The 18,160-nt window shown below is 58.3% G+C and carries 20 protein-coding genes and 1 pseudogene; 12 read left to right on the top strand and 9 right to left on the bottom strand.

Annotated elements, in window-relative coordinates; genetic code table 11:
• The 3 genes from RTCIAT899_RS09005 to RTCIAT899_RS08995 all read left to right on the top strand — a co-directional run bounded on the left by RTCIAT899_RS09005 (position 1) and on the right by RTCIAT899_RS08995 (position 1,965).
• Positions 1-828 (top strand): MBL fold metallo-hydrolase, encoded by an 828-nt coding sequence (locus tag RTCIAT899_RS09005; protein ID WP_015339911.1) that lies wholly within the window; start codon positions 1-3, stop codon positions 826-828.
• The gene (locus tag RTCIAT899_RS09000) at positions 825-1,316 is read left to right on the top strand and encodes a YbaK/EbsC family protein (RefSeq protein WP_015339910.1); all 492 of its coding nucleotides are present in this window, start codon (positions 825-827) and stop codon (positions 1,314-1,316) included. Before RTCIAT899_RS09005 ends, RTCIAT899_RS09000 begins: the two co-directional genes overlap by 4 nt.
• Positions 1,317-1,485: 169 nt before the next feature.
• Positions 1,486-1,965 (top strand): SRPBCC family protein, encoded by a 480-nt coding sequence (locus RTCIAT899_RS08995; protein WP_015339909.1) that lies wholly within the window; start codon positions 1,486-1,488, stop codon positions 1,963-1,965.
• A 182-nt stretch (positions 1,966-2,147) separates the two neighbouring features.
• On the opposite strand, the gene RTCIAT899_RS08990 is transcribed toward RTCIAT899_RS08995, so the two are convergent.
• Positions 2,148-2,891, bottom strand: coding sequence for a class I SAM-dependent methyltransferase (locus RTCIAT899_RS08990; protein WP_015339908.1), 744 nt, complete (start codon positions 2,889-2,891; stop codon positions 2,148-2,150).
• 457 nt (positions 2,892-3,348) lie between these two features.
• Complete coding sequence (locus RTCIAT899_RS08985; RefSeq protein WP_015339907.1) at positions 3,349-4,203, bottom strand: D-alanyl-D-alanine carboxypeptidase family protein; 855 nt, start codon at positions 4,201-4,203, stop codon at positions 3,349-3,351.
• A 23-nt stretch (positions 4,204-4,226) separates the two neighbouring features.
• Here RTCIAT899_RS08985 and RTCIAT899_RS08980 point away from each other — a divergent pair, with 23 nt between their 5' ends.
• Positions 4,227-4,457 carry a hypothetical protein gene (locus RTCIAT899_RS08980; protein WP_015339906.1) on the top strand — a complete coding sequence of 77 codons (231 nt, stop codon included), beginning with the start codon at positions 4,227-4,229 and terminating at the stop codon, positions 4,455-4,457.
• A 15-nt stretch (positions 4,458-4,472) separates the two neighbouring features.
• On the opposite strand, the gene RTCIAT899_RS08975 is transcribed toward RTCIAT899_RS08980, so the two are convergent.
• Positions 4,473-4,700 (bottom strand): DUF1127 domain-containing protein, encoded by a 228-nt coding sequence (locus tag RTCIAT899_RS08975; protein WP_041677434.1) that lies wholly within the window; start codon positions 4,698-4,700, stop codon positions 4,473-4,475.
• 102 nt (positions 4,701-4,802) lie between these two features.
• On the opposite strand from RTCIAT899_RS08975, the gene RTCIAT899_RS08970 reads away from it, so the two are divergent.
• Positions 4,803-5,693, top strand: a complete 891-nt coding sequence (locus tag RTCIAT899_RS08970) for a LysR family transcriptional regulator (protein WP_015339904.1) — start codon at positions 4,803-4,805, stop codon at positions 5,691-5,693.
• Between the two features lie 42 nt (positions 5,694-5,735).
• On the opposite strand, the gene RTCIAT899_RS08965 is transcribed toward RTCIAT899_RS08970, so the two are convergent.
• Entirely contained in the window at positions 5,736-6,392 is a 657-nt protein-coding gene (locus RTCIAT899_RS08965) for a dihydrofolate reductase family protein (RefSeq protein ID WP_041677888.1), read from the bottom strand.
• A 226-nt stretch (positions 6,393-6,618) separates the two neighbouring features.
• On the opposite strand from RTCIAT899_RS08965, the gene RTCIAT899_RS08960 reads away from it, so the two are divergent.
• From RTCIAT899_RS08960 to RTCIAT899_RS08950, 3 genes and pseudogenes are all read left to right on the top strand, one after another.
• Positions 6,619-8,508: an ABC transporter ATP-binding protein gene (locus RTCIAT899_RS08960; RefSeq protein ID WP_015339902.1), complete on the top strand. Its 1,890-nt coding sequence runs from the start codon at positions 6,619-6,621 to the stop codon at positions 8,506-8,508.
• Between the two features lie 2 nt (positions 8,509-8,510).
• Entirely contained in the window at positions 8,511-10,412 is a 1,902-nt protein-coding gene (locus RTCIAT899_RS08955; RefSeq protein WP_015339901.1) for an ABC transporter ATP-binding protein, read from the top strand.
• Positions 10,413-10,449: 37 nt separating this feature from the next.
• Positions 10,450-11,041: pseudogene (locus RTCIAT899_RS08950) on the top strand (NADPH-dependent FMN reductase).
• Positions 11,042-11,061: 20 nt separating this feature from the next.
• Here RTCIAT899_RS08950 and RTCIAT899_RS08945 read toward each other — a convergent pair.
• A complete protein-coding gene (locus tag RTCIAT899_RS08945) occupies positions 11,062-11,553 on the bottom strand; it encodes a GNAT family N-acetyltransferase (protein WP_015339898.1) in 492 nt (163 codons plus the stop codon).
• A gap of 189 nt (positions 11,554-11,742) precedes the next feature.
• Here RTCIAT899_RS08945 and RTCIAT899_RS08940 point away from each other — a divergent pair, with 189 nt between their 5' ends.
• From RTCIAT899_RS08940 to RTCIAT899_RS08930, 3 genes are read left to right on the top strand one after another with little or no spacing between them, the layout of a single operon-like run.
• Positions 11,743-12,249 (top strand): winged helix-turn-helix transcriptional regulator, encoded by a 507-nt coding sequence (locus RTCIAT899_RS08940; protein ID WP_041677432.1) that lies wholly within the window; start codon positions 11,743-11,745, stop codon positions 12,247-12,249.
• Between the two features lie 17 nt (positions 12,250-12,266).
• Positions 12,267-13,532 (top strand): beta-ketoacyl-ACP synthase II, encoded by a 1,266-nt coding sequence (gene fabF / locus RTCIAT899_RS08935; RefSeq protein ID WP_015339896.1) that lies wholly within the window; start codon positions 12,267-12,269, stop codon positions 13,530-13,532.
• A 57-nt stretch (positions 13,533-13,589) separates the two neighbouring features.
• Positions 13,590-14,012 (top strand): DUF4864 domain-containing protein, encoded by a 423-nt coding sequence (locus RTCIAT899_RS08930; RefSeq protein WP_015339895.1) that lies wholly within the window; start codon positions 13,590-13,592, stop codon positions 14,010-14,012.
• A gap of 78 nt (positions 14,013-14,090) precedes the next feature.
• Here RTCIAT899_RS08930 and RTCIAT899_RS08925 read toward each other — a convergent pair whose 3' ends face one another.
• Positions 14,091-14,981: a cell wall hydrolase gene (locus RTCIAT899_RS08925; protein ID WP_041677430.1), complete on the bottom strand. Its 891-nt coding sequence runs from the start codon at positions 14,979-14,981 to the stop codon at positions 14,091-14,093.
• Between the two features lie 49 nt (positions 14,982-15,030).
• Between RTCIAT899_RS08925 and RTCIAT899_RS33015 the strand changes: the two genes are divergently transcribed.
• The gene (locus RTCIAT899_RS33015) at positions 15,031-15,228 is read left to right on the top strand and encodes a hypothetical protein (protein WP_135488285.1); all 198 of its coding nucleotides are present in this window, start codon (positions 15,031-15,033) and stop codon (positions 15,226-15,228) included.
• Positions 15,229-15,234: 6 nt separating this feature from the next.
• On the opposite strand, the gene RTCIAT899_RS08920 is transcribed toward RTCIAT899_RS33015, so the two are convergent.
• The 3 genes from RTCIAT899_RS08920 to queA form a co-directional block, all read right to left on the bottom strand.
• Positions 15,235-15,660, bottom strand: a complete 426-nt coding sequence (locus RTCIAT899_RS08920) for a VOC family protein (RefSeq protein WP_015339893.1) — start codon at positions 15,658-15,660, stop codon at positions 15,235-15,237.
• 246 nt (positions 15,661-15,906) lie between these two features.
• Positions 15,907-17,037, bottom strand: a complete 1,131-nt coding sequence (gene tgt / locus RTCIAT899_RS08915; protein ID WP_015339892.1) for a tRNA guanosine(34) transglycosylase Tgt — start codon at positions 17,035-17,037, stop codon at positions 15,907-15,909.
• Positions 17,038-17,043: 6 nt separating this feature from the next.
• Complete coding sequence (queA, locus tag RTCIAT899_RS08910) at positions 17,044-18,129, bottom strand: tRNA preQ1(34) S-adenosylmethionine ribosyltransferase-isomerase QueA (protein ID WP_015339891.1); 1,086 nt, start codon at positions 18,127-18,129, stop codon at positions 17,044-17,046.
• Positions 18,130-18,160: the final 31 nt, after the last annotated feature.

The following is an 18,160-nucleotide window of genomic DNA, read 5'->3' as shown; positions in this document are numbered from 1 at the left end:
GTGACATACCGGCGGCGCTTCACCATTTTGGGCTGTTCATCGTCGCCGGGGGTTCCGCGTATTACCGGCGATTGGGGCGCCTGCGATCCGAAAAACGTTAAAAACCGCCGCACGCGCGCAGCCTTCCTCATCGAGCAGATCGCACCGGATGGCGGCATTACCACCGTCGTCATCGATACCGGTCCGGATTTCCGAGAACAGATGATCCATGCCGGTGTCAGCTTCATCGACGCCGTTCTCTATACCCACGCCCATGCCGACCATATCCACGGCATCGATGATCTGCGCGGCTATTTCCATATCTCGAACGAGCGCATCCCGATCTATGCCGATCCGCCGACGATGGACCGCATTCGCGAAGGCTTTCGCTACTGCCTGGAAACGCCTGCCGGCAGCAACTATCCGCCGATCGTGAGGCCGGTGCTGATCGAAAATCTCGAGAAAAGTTTCGTGATCGATGGGGCAGGCGGTCCGATCCGCTTCTGGCCGCACAAGCAGGTACACGGCGATATCCATTCGTTGGGCTTCCGTATCGGCAAACTCGCTTATTGCAGCGATATCAGCGACTTCCCACCGGAATCGATAGAAAGAGTTCAAAACCTCGACGTTCTGATCATCGACGCGTTGCAGTATCGGCCGCATCCAAGCCATCTGTCGTTGCAGCAATCGCTCGAATGGGTCGAACGCTTAGCGCCGAAACACGCCATCTTGACCCACATGCATACGCCGCTCGATTATGAAACCGTACTGGCTGAAACGCCCGATCATGTCGAGCCGGCCTACGATCAGATGCAGATCGAACTCGACGTGGAGGATGATGAGCTATGAGCGAAGATATCAGGAAGCTTTCCAGTCTGGAGCGCGTCGAACTTGCGGCGCGCACGCTGGGGCTCGACATCTCGATCAAGCGCATGGAGCAATCGACACGGACCGCCGAAGAAGCTGCCAAGGCCGCAGGATGCGCCGTCGGCCAGATCGTGAAATCTCTGGTTTTCGTCAATGCCGATACGCAGGCGCTGACACTACTTCTTGTTTCCGGCGCCCACAATGCCGACACCGCTTATATTGCAGCGGCTTATGGCGTTCGGCTGAAGCGTGCGGATATCGATCGCGTTCGCGACCAAACCGGCTTTGCCATCGGCGGCGTCGCGCCCATCGGCCATTTGGTCGATCTGCCTGTCTTTATGGACGAGAGCCTTTTGGCTTATGATCAGGTCTGGTGCGCGGCCGGGCGTCCGGACAGCATTTTCTCCTGCAATCCAACGACGCTGGCCGAGAAGATTGCCGCCAAGGTGATCCGCATCAAAGCGAGCTAGAGCAGTTCCAGCAAAAGTGCGACGCGGTTTTGCGTCTGGAACTGCGTAAAAACAGGAAGATAGCGCGCTTCGCGATTCGAAGAAAAGCGGAAATGCTCTAAGAATAACGAATGCAGCCGGCGCCGGCAGCGATTGCATGGGGTCCCTGCGGTGCTACAGGGAGGATGCGATGAGCGAGGCTTCGGACGGCAAAAGGACCGATACGGCTTCCCGGATAGTTCGTGCGACACCACACGCGATCTTCAGGGCTTTCCTCGATCCCGAAGCACTGGCCTCATGGCTTCCGCCGAAAGGCATGACGTGCCGCATCCAGGTCTTCGAGCCGCATAAAGGCGGCAGTTATCGAATGGCGCTATTCTATGACGCACCGGATCATTCGACGCCTGGGAAATCCTCGGAGCATACCGACATTATCTCTGGTCGGTTCATTGAGATCGTGGCGGATGAACGCATCGTTCAGGCGGTGGATTTCGAATCCGATGACGACGCATTCGGCGGGACGATGACCATAAGCTGGTCCTTGACAGAAGTTCCGACCGGCACAAGGGTCGCCGTAGTTTGCGAGAACGTGCCTTACGGCATCCGCAGAGAAGATCATGACGAAGGACTGAAATCGACTCTCGAAAATCTCGCCAACCATCTGGAATAAAAGCGAAAAATGTCGATCCTATCGTGGTATCTATATGGATTTAGTTCCATAATCTATCTTATCTGATTTTTGGTTTTAGCGGGGTACATTCTATTTCCAAGCGCGACAGCCACACGGCATCCGCCATGATTTCTTGAGCACCGGACGGCCTGCTCTTTTGCGCGATTGAACACGCCTGCCCCTCATGCCTCCAATGTCATGACGACGATCCAGGCATGCCATCTGATGCTTGGGATTTTGAGCAGCAGATTGTCGATCCGTTCGCCTGTACCCCGGACCGCGGCGCCGAGCGGGCTCCTGCGAAAGGGAATGGAAGCAAGCGCAGCGAGCCCGAAAAACTCCAGATCACACTTCGAGAAATATTTGCGCACGATTTCGAAGTCGGATTTCAAGAGCGGATGCTCATCGACCGTACGGGCCTCCGGCGTCCGGTTGCGATAGAGATTGATCACGGGGTTGTGGCCGAGTGGTTCGAAGAAGAAAGCCTTGCCACCGGGTCTGAGCACACGCCGGATCTCGCTAAGCGATTTCTCCAGAACCAGATGGTGCAGGATGCCGCTACCGAAGACGACGTCAAAACCCGCCGACGGCAACGTCATGTCTTCCGCATTGTCGACCTGGAAGGCCACGTTGTTGATTCCACGGCCAGCCGCCGTATCCGTAGCCTGTTGAATAGCGACATCAGAAATGTCGATACCGGTGATCCGCTTGGCGGAGTGCGCAAGACCAATGCTGCTCATGCCGTTCGAGCATCCGTATTCGAGCACATCTTTTTCGGGACAACCCGCCCTCACCAGCCGCCAATAGGTGTCCACAGCGGCTCTGACGGCGAAATAAAACGAATCCTCCTTGCGCTCCTCCACTGCACCGAAGCGTTCATTGTGAAAGTCGCGCTCACGCGTCAAACGTGCATCATCATACGTCATTCCGGTCCTCCCAACTTGACCCTAATGCGTTGAAATATTTGCTTTGCGAGATTTTACAGGAGCATCAGACCGGTCGCGGCCAATGATGGATCCTTCATTTCGGAGAATACAAACTGAAACCAGATATCTCCGCCTACGCGAATTCGCAGTTCGGCGCTGATTCCTACCAAATCACGATAAGCGCAGCGAACGAGCAACAGTAGACATAGGGCAATCCGCCAGTTCGGCAATCGCTGTTCGATTATTCATCATGAGAGAGCCCTCTCACTGATCAAGCATGAAAAGCCTTGCATGAAGGCGGCAGTCGGGGGCATCGCACTTTTGCACGAAGAAACCCGCCGCCTCACCCTGTAATGCGGCAGGTTAACTTCTCCATGGAGCGACTTCGGAAACGGAGCCATCCCTCGTCAGCCGCCCAAAGATCAATGGTCGGCCGGACGCTGAAATCAAGCGGAAATCAGTTCGCCGAGCTTTGCTTGGGAGCGCCGGTCGATACAGTGGTGGTTGATGCCACGGGAGCCAGATAGGTGTCCAGAAGGCTCGCCATCTTGTCGTCGCGAACTTGCGCCGTCTTTTCGCCCATCACGACGCCGACAACGCGGCGGCCGTTTTTCGAGGCTGACGTCACGAGATTGTAGCCGGAGGCATCGGTATAGCCGGTCTTGATGCCATCGGCGCCTGCGTAGCGATACATCAGATTGTTATGGCCCCGCAGCTTCATGCCGCGGAACTTCATGCCGCGCAGCGAGAAGAGTTTGAACTCTTCCGGAAAGTCGCGCATGAGCGCAACGCCCAGCGTTGCCATGTCGTGTGCGGTCGTGACCTGTTCCGGATCCGGCAAACCTGACGGATTCTTGAAGACGGTCTTGCTCATGCCAAGCTGATGCGCCTTCGCGGTCATGATCTTGCCGAAGTTCTCCTCCGAGCCGCCAAGCTGCTCGGCAATCGCGACAGCCGCATCATTGGCCGACAGGACGACGATGCCTTCGACAGCTTCGCGCATCGTGACCTTGCGGCCTGCACCGATCGCGAATTTGAAGGGCTCCTTGCTCTCGGCGTTCTCCGACATGGTCAGCTTCTGATCCCATTTCAGGCGACCGTCATGCAGCGCTTCGAAGGCGAGATAAAGCGTCATCATTTTCGTGAGCGAGGCCGGATAATTCAACTCGTTCTCATTCGACGCTTCCAGCACCTGGCCACTATGCGCATCCACGAGATAACTCGCCTGCCCGGCTTCCGCCGTCGAAGCTGCGCCGAGAAGCGATACGGTCGAAATCGCCGCGGCGAGGAGCAGGGATTTTGTCTTGAGCATGGATTTTGCGGTCTCGTAATTTAATGTTCCGGGCGAAATGGCAGATCACCGAGGAAACCGGCTGCCAGCTTTCGAGCGGAATGGATCGGGCAAATCTGTGGCGGAAAAAAGAACAATGGGATGAAAAAAGGACGATCGGAAAATACTCCCCAGACCATTTTTCCCGCCATCGCCCAAATGCCAAGCTTTCAACCGCTTTCCGCCGGCAATCGCTGCAAGATACCGCTATTCCAACCCGCGCGCCGATGGTTTGAACGCTTTCAAGCGGCCTATCCCCAGAACCACGACTTATTAACTTCGGTCCTGGCTTCGGCGCGCGTCATGCCGATGTCTAGAAGCTGGTCATCGGTCAGCTCGCGCAGGCTCCATCTCGTCTCGCGCTTTTCAAGATAGGTCAGGAATCTCTTCAGCGCTTTTCGCCACAATCCCGGCTTTCGCCGACCTCTACCTGCAACGGTGGCCGCTGCTTGCATCGGTCTGTCGATATCGGTCGTCATTTTCCTGCTCCTCAGGCTCATATGAACATGGGCTCAGGATGCACTGGCGCTGACAATGAATAAAGCTTATGATATTTATACAAATCATAAGGAATTCTTTTCTTGTTCAACCTGGATCAGCTCGCCGCCTTTGTCAGTGTTGTCGATCTTGGAAGCTTTACAGCCGCTGCCGATAAGGTCGGGCTCACACAACCGGCTGTCAGCCTGCAGGTGAAACTGCTGGAGCAGCGTCTCGGCGTAAAGCTGATCGAGCGCGTCGGCAGGCGGGCGCAGCCCTCGCCGGCCGGGCTTGATTTGCTTGCGCATGCCCGCCGCATCATCGAAGTCTGCTCGATCGCAGAGGAGGCGATGACGCCTTTTCGAGAGGGATCGGTCGGACGCGTGCGGATCGGCAGCGGCGGCACCGCTTCGATTCATCTGCTGCCGCGCGCCATCGCCGTGGCAAAGAAGCGCATGCCGGATCTTGAGATCATCGTCCGTGTCGGCAATATCGACGAGATTCTGCGTGATCTCGAAGCCAATGCGCTGGATCTCGCGGTCGTCGCCCTGCCCGCCTCCGGCCGTTCGCTGGAAGTCGAGCCATTCCATGAAGACGAGCTTTTGGCCGTGGCCCCCAAGGGAAGCGTGATGCCGGAGGGCGGGCCGGATGTGGAGTTCATGAAAGCCAAGACGCTGCTGCTTTACGAAGGCGGCAACACGCGTCGGGCCACGAATGAATGGTTCGAGGCTGGCGGAGTTAACCCCGAGCCGGCCATGGAGTTCGGTAGTGTCGAGGCCATCAAGGAGCTGGTCGCCGCGGGGCTTGGATGGTCCATCCTTCCTGAGATGGCTCTGAGACGGGATAAGTCGGACCAGCTGGTTACCTCGCCGCTCAAGCCAAGGCTCGTTCGGCAACTCGGCATCGTGTTGCGTCGGGACAAACATCTCACGAAAGGTCTTCGCGAAATCATTAAATCCCTTCGCGAATTCCCGAAGACCGAGCTCACTACGTAATCGCGGCGGGCGTCCGTTAAACCCCTGCCATGGTCGGATCAGCTATTCCAGTCGCTTGCGGCGCTCGATCTCCTCTTCAGACGGATCCGGCCCGACGAAGGAACCGGTCTTCACCGGACCGTCCGGCTGATAGGTCGCGAAGATGACGCCGGTTGGAGAGGTTATGCTGCGCAGCAGCTTCATTGCACAAGGCACTGCCCCGCCGGCAAAAAGCTTTTTGCCGGCGCCTAGAACCAGCGGAAAGATCACTAGACGGTATTCGTCGATCAGCCCGTGGCGGAGGAGGGTCTGAATGAAATCGCCACTGCCCTGGATCAGCAGATCCGGCCCCTCACCCGCCTTCAGTTCCTTGATTGCAGCAACGACATCCTCGCCGAGCGATCGGCTCTTGTTCCATTTCAATTCGGCGTCGCCGCGCGTCGCGACATATTTGGTGACGCTGTTGAATTTATTGGCAATCGGATTGTCGTTGTCGATATAGGGCCAATAGGCTGCGAAAATCTCATATGTCTTACGACCGAGCAGCAGATCGAACGGCTTTTCGAACAGTTCGAAGAGCGTCTTGCCGGTTTCTTCGTCAGAGTGCGGGAAGACCCAGCCGCCATACTTGAAGCCACCGGTCGGATCCTCGTCCGGACCACCGGGTGCCTGCATGACGCTGTCGAGGCTGATGAATGTCGCTGCGATAATCTTGCGCATGATGCCCTCCTTTTCTGGCATGGTGCCCAAAGGACGCCTCATCGAGCCCCATCCCGACATGTCATCGGCAATTTTTGAACACGCAATCTAACGTTCGCGTGGCACTTGTGACCGATTGACTCTTGAACGTCGCCATGGAATCGGCAAAATTCATCCTATCAATACTTTCCCTGAGATACGAACCCGTCAGCGGGCCCGCCTCGTTCAATTATGCCTGGATAAAAGCGTGAGCAGCGATTCATCAAGAAGCGCCGCGAAGCCATTGGCCTCGCGTGCGCATATCAATGCGGTCGGGTGGGGCCAAGGCCTGTCGACGATCGTCCGGATCACCCATATGACGCTGCGCCACCCATGGCAGACGAGCTTCGCCATAGGGGCAACATTCGTAGCTGCAACGTTGCAGCTGACGATCCCGCGCCTGCTCGGTCGCGCAGTCGATCAGACACAGACAGCGGTCGCTGGCGGTACCGCTGGCCAGATCGCCGAAAATGCCTTGATGACGACCGCTTTGCTGCTGCTTGTCGTTAGCGTTCTGCGCGGCCTGTTCACGATGGTGCAGAATTATTACAGCGAATCGGTTGGCCACCATATGGGCTATGAGCTCCGGCTTGCCTGCTACGAGAAGATCCAACAGCTCTCCTTCAGCTTCCACGATAAAGTCCATTCCGGTGACCTTATCACCGTCGGCCTGCTCGATCTCGAAGGCGTGCGCATGTATTTTTCCACCGCGCTGGTGCGCATGGTGCTGCTCACCATGCTGATCGGGGTCGGCGCCTATATGCTGCTTACGACCGATGTAGTGCTCGGCCTCCTGGCCCTGAGCTTCGTGCCCTTCGTCGCCTGGCGCTCCTCCGTGACGCAGCTGCGTCTGCGGTCGACATGGCTCGAGCTGCAGGAACGGCTCTCGGTGCTGACGCGCGTCATGGAGGAAAATCTCGGCGGCATCCGTGTCGTCCGTGCCTTTGCCGCACAGGCGCATGAAATCCTGAAGTTCGATCGTGCCTCCCACAACGCGCTTTCGCTAGCGCACAAGCGCGTCGGCATCCGCGTGGTTAATACCAGCGCCATGAACTTCTCCTTTTTCGCGTCTATGGGGCTAGTGCTTTGGCTGGGTGGCCTCAAGGTCATCAATGGCGAAATCAGCGTCGGCACGCTGGCCTCGTTCCTGACCTTCATGACCATCCTGCAGATGCCGGTGCGCCAGCTTGGCCTGATGGTGAATGCCTTCGCCCGCGCATCGACCTGTGGCTCACGCCTGTTTGCGCTCCTCGATCTTGATATCCCCATCAAGGATGCGCCGGACGCCAAACCGCTCGTCGTCACCAGTGGCACACTGCGGTTCGAGAATGTCGACTTCAGCTATCCAGGCGCTGAGGAGCGCCCGGTGTTGAAGAATATCTGTTTCGAAGCAAGACGCGGTGAAACGATCGGCATTGTCGGCCCGCCCGGCAGCGGCAAGTCCACCATCGCCCACCTTATTCCACGCTTCTACGATGTCACGGCCGGAGGGATCACCCTTGACGGTCAGGATATCCGCAAGACGACACTGCAATCGCTGCGACAGAACGTTGCCGTCGTGCAGCAGGATTCCTTCCTGTTCACCACAAGCATCGAGAACAACATCGCCTATGGCGATCCTTGGGCGAAGGAAACCCGCATCGAGCGCGCCGCAGAGTCGGCGCAGTTGCATAATTACATTCTCGGCCTGCCCGCCGGCTACACCACGGTCGTCGGCGAGCGCGGCGTGTCGCTATCCGGCGGCCAGCGTCAGCGCCTGACGATCGCCCGCACCCTGATGCTGAAGCCGGCCGTCATGGTATTCGACGATTCCACCGCCGCGATCGATGCAGCGACGGAGCAGCGTATCCGCAGCGCCATGAAGCGTTTTGCCCGCGACCGCGTGACCCTGATCGTCGCCCATCGACTGAGCTCGCTGATGCATGCCGACCAGATCCTTTTCATCGAGGACGGCGGGATCGTCGAGCGCGGCACGCATGAGCAGCTTCTGGCCGCCGCTGGCCGTTACAAGGCGCTTTACGATCTCCAGGTTCGCCCGGAGGACGATGTCATCAGGACGTCGGGCGACGTGCTCGAAAGAGCAAAAAGGGAGGTATGACGATGTCGGAAATCACCGAAACCGAGCGCAACGATGTGCGCGACGACGGTCGCCGCCCTCCCCGCGCAGTTGTCGGCTCGCACCGCGTCGAAGAAGAGATCTTTGGCAAGGTCTTCGACAGCAAGATTATCAGCCGAATCTGGGCCTTCGTCAGCCCCTACCGCCGGCAGGTCTATATTTCGGTCGTCGCCGTTCTGCTTTTCACGGGATCGCAGATCGTCATCCCGCTCGTGATCCGGCATGCGATCGACAATGCGATGGCACCCGGTGCCATCGATTACTCCGCGCTCTGGCTGTCCCTGGCGATTTTTGCTGCGGCAATCCTCGTCAATTACGGCGCGAGCTACGTGCAGGAAACCTTTGTCGGCCAAGTCGCCGAAGAGGTCTTGTTCGACATCCGTCGGGCGATGTTTGCGCATCTGCAGCGCGTCTCTCTGTCCTTCATGGATAAGACGGAAGTCGGGCGTTTGATGTCGCGCCTGCAGGGCGACGTGAACTCCATGCAGGAATTCCTTGAAACCTCAGTGCTTTCCGTCGGCGATATAGCTCTGCTTTTCGGCATCGTCATCGTCATGCTGTCGCTGGATTTCCGGCTCGGCCTGCTGACGCTTTCCGTCATGCCGATCCTCTTCATCGTGCGGCTGTTCTGGCTGCCGAAGGCGCGTGTCGCCTTCATGAACGCGCATGAGACCAACTCCGTCACCAACGGGGCGCTGGCGGAGGCGATCCATGGCGTGCGCGCTGTCCAGGGCATGCATAGGCAATCCGTCAATTTCGCTCTTTTTGACGACAAGGCACATGCGAATCTTCAGTCGCATCTGACGGCGGCACGCTATGCGCAGATCATGGTGCCGATCGTCGATACGCTGACCGGCATGGCGATGGCGATCGTCATCATTGTCGGCGGCTCGATGGTTCTGAACCACAGGCTCGATGTCGGCATCATGGTCGCCTTCCTGTTCTACATCCAGCGCTTCTTCGATCCGATCCGCTCGCTCACCATGCAATATTCGGTCATGCAGCGCGCCATGGCCTCCGGCCAGCGGTTGACCGAAGTGCTCGACGTTCCGGTCGACATCAAGGATGCGCCGGATGCGACCGAGCTGTCGGCCGACATGGACGGCTCGGTGGAATTTCGCGATGTGATCTTCGGCTATGATCCAAAGCACCCTGTGCTGAAGAATGTCAGCTTCAGGGTCAATCCAGGAGAAACGGTGGCGCTGATCGGGCCGACGGGCTCGGGCAAATCCAGTTCGATGGCGCTTATCCATCGCTTCTATGATGTGCAGCAGGGCCAGGTACTGGTCGGCGGTCACGACGTGCGCTCCCTCACCCAGGATTCGCTCGGCCGCCAGATCGCCATGGTGTTGCAGGAACCGTTCCTCTTCACCGGTACGGTGCTGGAGAATATCCGCTACAACAAGGCGGAGGCGACGCGCGAGGAAGTCATAGAAGCAGCCAAGGCAGTCGGTGCGCATGAGTTCATCATGCGTCTTCCGGATGGCTACGACGCCGTTCTCGGCGAGCGCGGCGGCGGTCTTTCGCTCGGCCAGCGCCAGCTGGTCAGCTTCGCCCGCGCTCTCGTGGCCGATGCCAAGATCCTTGTGCTCGACGAAGCCACTGCGAATATCGACAGCTACACCGAAATGCTGATTCAGAAAGCGTTGGTGAAGCTGCTCGAAGGCCGCACCGGGCTCGTCATCGCCCATCGTCTGGCCACCATCCGCGAAGCCGACCGCATCATCGTGCTGCAAAACGGCCAACTGCTTGAAAGCGGCAACCACAATCAGCTGATGGCAAACGGCAAGCTTTACTCGAAGCTCTATAACCTCAATTATGCGTCCTTCGACGATATTCCGGAGGAAGAGGCGTCTGCTTCAGTGCCTACGGAGTCGCAGACCTAGAGTAAGGTCACACAAAACTGTAGGGGCATAAGCAACAATGACCGACAGTATTTTGGTTCTCTACGGTTCCTACCGCTCGGATCGCCTCGGCATCCGTCTCGCGAATTATCTCGTAACCAGCCTGCGTCAGCGCGGAAACGATGTGGAGCTCATCGACGCCAAGGCGGTTGGCCTGCCGATGCTGGATCGGATGTATAAGGAATATCCCAACGGCTCCGCTCCCTCGGCCATGGAGCAGCTTGCCGAGAAAATTCGGGCTGCCGATGCCTTCGTCTTCGTCACCGGCGAATATAATTGGGGCATGCAACCCGGCCCTGAAAAACCTGACCGACCATTACCTTGAGGAGTGGTTTTGGCGACCGGCGGCCATCGCCAGCTATTCCGGCGGCCGCCTTTCCGGCGCACATGCGGCGCCAGCCTGGCACGGCACCCTTTCCGAGATGGGAATGGTCGTCATCTCAAGCACTCTCGCAGTCGCCAATATCTCGGCCGCCTTGGACGCTGACGGCAAACTGACAGGGAGTGGAGGTGATGCCCTTGCAAAAGCGTTCCCCCGTTTTGCCGAGGACCTCGCCTGGTGGACCGAGGCAGCAAAACAGCAGCGTGCCCGCAAGGCACCTCCCTATTGAAACCTCTTTGCGATGAACAACTAGCTCGTATAGATGACTTGTTCTGCTGCAAACCGCTGCAATCGTCGTAGCTCCTTCATTCCTAACCTTTCGAGCAGACGGCGGGACGCAGTGTTGGCGGACTGGGTTTCCGCTATCAGCCGCTTAAGCTGTAGATCATTCAGAGCAAATTCGATGACACGCATTGCTGCTTCGGTTGCATAACCGAAGCCCCACGCATCAGGATGAAGCTGATAAGATAGTTCATAATCCTCGCCGTCTGTGTGGCGTGAAATGCTAATCAAGCCAACAGGATGTCGCACCCCCCTGGTTTCCACCAGCCAAACCAACTTCCCCTCGGCAAACGAGAGGTAATCAGATATCGCCGCTTCGCGCTGAACAGTCGGAACAGGACCGCCGAGAAAGCGCCGCACCTCGGCATGGCTGATCAACTCTCCGATGAACGAGACGTCGGAGATAAGAATTTCGCGTAGGTGTAACCGCTCCGTGATGAAATATGGGGTTGTTATCATATCGCTACGCCAGTGGGATTCTCTCTCAATATCAATCCTATAAGAAGCTGAACATCTGGATTGAAATTATCGCAAGCGGATTCCGGTTCGCTCCATTTTATTGCTGATGCCCTGATGCAAATTCCCACAAATGTTGCGCCAGTTTAGTAACTTGCATCATGATAGTTACTCGTGCTATCTGCCTCCAATATGCAGAGAACCAGCTTCAGCAGTTTCAAATGCCCAGCCGCCCGTGCGCTCGAAAGTGTCGGCGACTGGTGGAGCATTTTAATCCTGCGCGATGCATTCCAGGGATTGAGCCGATTCGACGAATTCCAGAAAAGTCTCGGTATAGCGCCGAATATACTGGCGCGGCGTCTCAAGCATCTGACGGATGAAGGCCTGTTCGAACGTCGTCTCTACAATGAGCGGCCGCCGCGTTACGAATATGTGCTCACCGAAAAGGGTCGGAATTTTTTCCCCGTGCTGATGGCGCTGTTTACATGGGGTAACCAGCATCTGCCTGCCGAAGAAGTGGCAATGCGCCTTGTCGACGCCCATACGGGCGAAGATCGTGACCCACTTCTCATCGACCGCGTCACCGGCCGCGCCTTTCAGCCCGAAGACACGATCCTCGTGCCGGGACCGGCAGCCGACGACACCGTTCATGAACGCATCGCCCAGATGAAGGCATGGTTTCTGGGCTTCGACGCCTGAGATAATAGGAGCAAAAGATGGATCGTATCGTCGTCACCGGCATGGGGCTGGTTTCGCCCCTCGGCGTAGGTGTCAATGCAAGCTGGAAGAGGCTTGTCGAGGGGCGCTCAGGCCTGAGGCTGTTGCCCGAAGAAATGGTGGGCGATCTCGGGGCGAAGATCGGCGGCGTCGTCCCCGATATCGCTCAAGATCCCGAGGCTGGCTTCGATGCCGATCGCTATGTGCCCATCAAAGACCAGAAGAAGATGGATCGCTTCATCCTCTTCGCCATGGCTGCCGCCGAGGAAGCGATCCTCCAGGCGGGCTGGCAACCGACTGACATCGGCGCTCTGGAGCGGACGGCCACGATCATTGCGTCGGGCGTCGGTGGCTTTCCCGCCATCGCCGATGCCGTGCGCACGGCCGAAACGAAGGGAGTGCGCCGCCTTTCGCCCTTCACGATCCCCTCCTTCCTCGTCAATCTTGCCGCCGGCCAGGTGAGTATCCGCTATGGCTTCAAGGGGCCGCTCGGTGCGCCGGTCACCGCCTGTGCGGCCAGCGTGCAGGCAATCGGCGATGCGGCGCGGCTGATCCGCTCCGGAGAGGCCGATGTTGCCATCTGCGGCGGAGCGGAAGCCTGCATCGACAAGGTCAGCCTTGGCGGCTTTGCTGCGGCGCGTGCGCTTTCGACAGGCTTCAGCAACCGCCCCGAGGAAGCCTCCCGTCCCTTCGACAGCGGCCGTGACGGTTTCGTCATGGGTGAAGGCGCGGGAATGCTTGTCATCGAGACGTTGGAGCATGCCCTTGCGCGTGGTGCCATGCCGCTTGCCGAGCTTGTCGGCTATGGCACTGCCGCCGATGCCTATCACATGACGGCAGGGCCGGAAGACGGCGATGGCGCACGCCGGGCTATGCTCGCTGCCCTCGCCCAAGCACGAATTTCGCCGGCCGAGGTCAAACACCTGAATGCGCATGCGACATCGACACAGGTCGGTGACCGCGGCGAGATGGAAGCAATTAAGAGCGTCTTCGGCCGCGAGGGTGCGATTGCCGTCAGTGGCACGAAGGCGGCGACTGGTCACCTTCTGGGCGCGGCCGGCGGCATGGAAGCAATCTTCACCATCATGGCGCTGCGGGACCAGATCGCGCCGCCGACGCGCAATCTGCAAGATCCGGATTCGGCTGCCGAAGGCATCGACATCGTCGGCGGCATGGCGCGACCGATGGCCATGGACTACGCAATCTCCAATGGTTTCGGTTTCGGCGGCGTCAACGCCAGCGCCCTCTTCCGCCGCTGGCAGTAATCGCTTCTGCTTGCGATCAAAGCGCGCTAAGCTTTCTCCATATGGCTGGGGACGGACATGCGCGCTTTTTCTTTCGCCGTTTTTCTCTGCTGCGTTGCCTTTGCACCGGTCGCTTACGCGGAAGATCCGGTGCAAACGGCACAGAGCCTTATTGAGCAGCAGATCGAAGCTTTTCTGCACGATGATGCGGCGACGGCCTATTCCTTCGCCGCACCTGGCATCAAGGCCCTCTTTCCCGACAAGGACAGCTTCTTCGCCATGGTGAGGAAGAACTACCTGCCGGTCTATCATCCTGGCAACTATGCCTTCGGCAAAAGCCGCGCGATCGACAACGGCGCAGTCGTCTATCAGGAGGTGTTGATCACAGGTACCGATGATAGGGACTGGACGGCGATTTACCAGATAACTCGTCAGCCGGACGGCAGTTACAAGATCAACGGCGTGCAGATTCTTGCCAAAACGGCAAGCGAAGGCATTTGAACTGCGGCAACGCCCAAACAGCAAAACAGCGCGTCTTTCCTAGGAAAAACGCGCTGTATGAACTGCGACCAGCTGTTTCTAACCGCGAATTCTAGCTGCACTTCCGACAGCGCTATTGCCATCGAATTCCGGCCGCGGCTGCGGAATCACAACTGTCGAAGCCGGCATAGGCGTATTCGTGTATGTGGTCTCGCCGCTCGAGAGCGGTCCTGAAATTGCCATGTCCGTAGGTGCGGGCGTCGGGATCGGAACCGCAGTCGGGATGACGACGGCACTCTGCGGCATGGTCACCGTCGGATTCGAAACCGGCGTGAAGGCAGCCACGGCAGACGTCATGGACGCAGGCTGCGTTTCCGGCAGGACGAACGGAGATTGCGGCGCGCCCTGCGCGGGCACGTAATTCATCGCAACCTCATAGGCCGGAAGCGGCGCGGGCGTCTGCAGTTCGCCATCGCGACCACGCTTCTCGTAGAATGCGTTGCCGCCGGCATAAGCGACGTAGTGCATATTATCGTATGGGAATCTCAGGCCTTCGGTATGAAAGAACATCGCGTCCTTCACCTGGGGATGCCGCTCGCCGCGCAGGATCTTCGAGGCAGCGACTTCAAGATCGGGCTTCGCCTGATCCTTGACTTCCCTGGTCATCACGCCCGGAGCGAACTGCTTTTCCTGCGCAACGACGCCGCATATCGTGGGCGGATAAGCACCGGAGGTCAGCCGGTTCATTACGACCGTACCGACAGCCATGTAACCGCTCGGGTCGGAACGCTCTGATTCGAAGTACATTGCACGTTCGAGACAGTCCTTGTCCTTCGTCGTGTAATTGTACGTTACTTTAGCGCCACGAATGGGCTTGGTGGTATTGCTGGGGGTGGGGGTTGTCTTCTGCGTCGTCGTGCAGCTCGTAGCGGCCAAACCGACAACCAATAGTCCCGAAAGACATGCCCCGAATTTGCGTTGCGCCCTCAACGGCAAGTGCCTCCTATTTTCGGTAGTACAGCCCTTATCGATTAAGAGAATGCGTTTTAGCTGGATTTTTTCAAAATTCCAAGCGGCCACGCAATCAAATCTGCCAATGACGTTTTTCAAAGGCGGATGGACCGTTTATTCCGATTCGCTATTTTTCCCAATGCTTTATTGTCGCCAAGCTCATTTTGAAACACGGCCGGAAGCGGAAATTGCCCAAGGCAAGCCCGTTCCAGCCGGCTCAAAATGATGTTTATTAAGGATAGCAATCAATCGATAATAAATGATTTACCAACAGCGCAAGGTCCATGCGCCAGCCAACTTCGATGAGGATTCGCCCCGGTGCGAAGCAATAAAACGACCAATTGCCACGTATGGCCGAAGGTGGTTTCCAAATCTCGCAGCCGCTCGATTTCGCTCGCTCGAACAGCAGATCGACTGCCTCTCGAGACGGCTGCATGAAGCCGATATGATAGGTGTTGCGACCGATGGAGACGCTATCAGCACCACCGAATTTCTCGACAGGCCGGCTGATGACAAGTTCAAGCCCGGCATCGTCGCGAAGGATGGCAAGGCCATTTGCGCCCCGCGTTTCCACCTCCGTCAGGCCGAATACGGAAACAAAAAATTCCCGAGTCGCGGCGACATCGGGAACATGCAGATCCAGGTGGTTCAGTCTCATGACAGCTCCAAAAGGCATTCCCGCGGAGACATGTCGGTCGATCCCGGCCCACGCCAACGCGAGACACTCGACCACAATGGTCAAGTTCCGCGTCGCGGGCTCTCATCGCCAATGGCTAGGAGCAGAACTTCCAAACCGGAAGGGGTTGGGCCTACCGAAACCAACCCTGCCTTTTTCGACACTCTTCTGTTAGCGCGAAACCGCCATTGGAGCAAGATCGCGTGGCGCATCCTCGTCGTCGCTGAATCAAACGGGCTCGAGATCACCCCTCGCCCAATTTTCCTGCGTCTCAGCCATGAAATCGGCAAAGCGGCCTTCGGCGATCGCCTGGCGAATGCCCTGCATCAGTTCCTGATAGTAGGCGAGATTGTGCCAGGAGAGCAGCATACCGCCGAGCGCTTCGTTGGCGCGGACGAGATGATGCAGATAGGCGCGGGAATAATCCCGAGAAGCCGGGCAATTGGACTGTTCGTCCAGCGGACGCATGTCTTCGGCGTGGCGGGCATTGCGGATATTCACCTTGCCGCGGCGCGTGAAGGCCAATCCATGACGACCCGAGCGGGTCGGCATCACGCAATCGAACATGTCGATGCCGCGAGCCACTGATTTCAGGATATCGTCCGGCGTGCCGACGCCCATCAGGTAGCGCGGCTTCTCTGTCGGCAGCTCCGGAAGCGTGATCTCGAGCATGCGCAGCATGACTTCTTGCGGCTCGCCGACGGCAAGACCGCCGACCGCATAGCCCTTCAGGTCCATACCGCTCAGCGCCTGTGCGGAGCGGACGCGCAGCTCCGGCACGTCGCCTCCCTGGACGATGCCGAACATCGCCTTGCCGGGCTGGTTGCCGAACGCTACCTTGCAGCGCTCTGCCCAGCGCAGCGACATTTCCATTGCACGCTCGATTTCCTTAGGCGTTGCCGGCAGAGCAACACACTCGTCGAGCTGCATCTGGATATCGGAATCGAGCAGTCCCTGGATCTCGATCGATCGCTCCGGTGACATGTGATGCAGGCTGCCGTCGACATGCGATTTGAAGGTGACGCCCTGCTCGTCGAGTTTACGCAGACCGGATAGCGACATCACCTGAAAGCCGCCGGAATCGGTGAGGATCGGATGCGGCCAGCGGATCAGCTGGTGCAGGCCGCCGAGGCGGGCGACGCGCTCGGCTGTCGGACGCAGCATCAGGTGATAGGTATTCCCGAGAATGATATCGGCGCCCGTCTCGCGTACCTGATCGAGATACATTGCCTTGACGGTGCCGACGGTACCGACAGGCATGAAGGCCGGCGTGCGGATCGTGCCGCGCGGCATGGAAACTTCGCCGAGGCGGGCGCCGCCATCGGTCTTCTTCAATTGAAACTGAAAGCTCTCGCTCATTTCGTCCTAGTCTTTCCGGTGGAGCAGGCTGCCATCGCCATAGGAATAGAAGCGATAGCCCGTCTCGATAGCATGGGTATAGGCCGCGCGCATCGTATCGAGGCCGGCAAAGGCCGATACGAGCATGAACAGGGTCGAGCGCGGCAAGTGGAAATTGGTCATCAGCATGTCGACGGCCTTGAAGCGGTAGCCGGGCGTGATGAAGATGCCGGTGGCGCCATGCCAAGGGTGGATCGTACCGTCGTCAGCGGCGGCACTTTCTATCAGTCTCAGCGAGGTAGTGCCGACACAGACGATGCGCCCACCCCTCGCCTTGACGGCGTTGAGCTTCTCGGCGGTGGCGGCATCGACATAGCCGATCTCGAAATGCATCTTGTGATCGTCGGTATCGTCGGCCTTGACCGGCAGGAAGGTGCCAGCGCCGACATGCAGCGTCACGAAATGCCGCTCGACGCCCATGGCATCGAGCGCGGCAAACAAGGATGGCGTGAAGTGCAGGCCGGCGGTGGGCGCTGCGACCGCGCCCTCTTCACGCGCATAGATCGTCTGGTAATCGGCGCGATCACGCTCGTCTTCGGGGCGCTTCGCCGCGATGTAAGGTGGCAGCGGAATATGCCCAACGCTGGCAATCGCCTCATCCAGAGCGGGACCGGATAGATCGAACCGCAGGGTAATCTCGCCGCCCTCGCCCTTTTCCTCGACAGTGGCGTCGAGCGAACCGAGCGCGCAGACATTTTCGCCATGACCGAACTGGATGCGATCGCCGATCTTGATACGCTTTCCGGGCTTGGCAAAGGCCTTCCAGCGGTCGGGTGCGGCGCGCATATGGAGGGTAGCAGACACCTGCTGGCCGGGCGCACCTTCGCGGTGACGAATGCCTTCCAGCTGTGCCGGGATCACCTTGGTATCGTTGAAGACCACAGCGTCGCCTGGGCGCAGGAAGGATGGCAGATCCCGTATCTGATAGTCGCTCAGCGTATGCGAGCCATTGTTCGGATCGACAACAAGCAGACGCGCGCTGTCGCGCGGCTCGGCAGGCCTGAGCGCGATACGCTCCTCCGGCAGATCGAAATCGAAAAGGTCAACACGCATTCAATTGATCCAGGCAGTTCATCCAGGCAAA

Source organism: Rhizobium tropici CIAT 899 (assembly GCF_000330885.1).
GTDB classification, from domain to species: Bacteria; Pseudomonadota; Alphaproteobacteria; order Rhizobiales; family Rhizobiaceae; genus Rhizobium; species Rhizobium tropici.
Note: the sequence above shows the minus strand (reverse complement) of the source record. Positions and strands in the feature narration are given on the sequence as shown.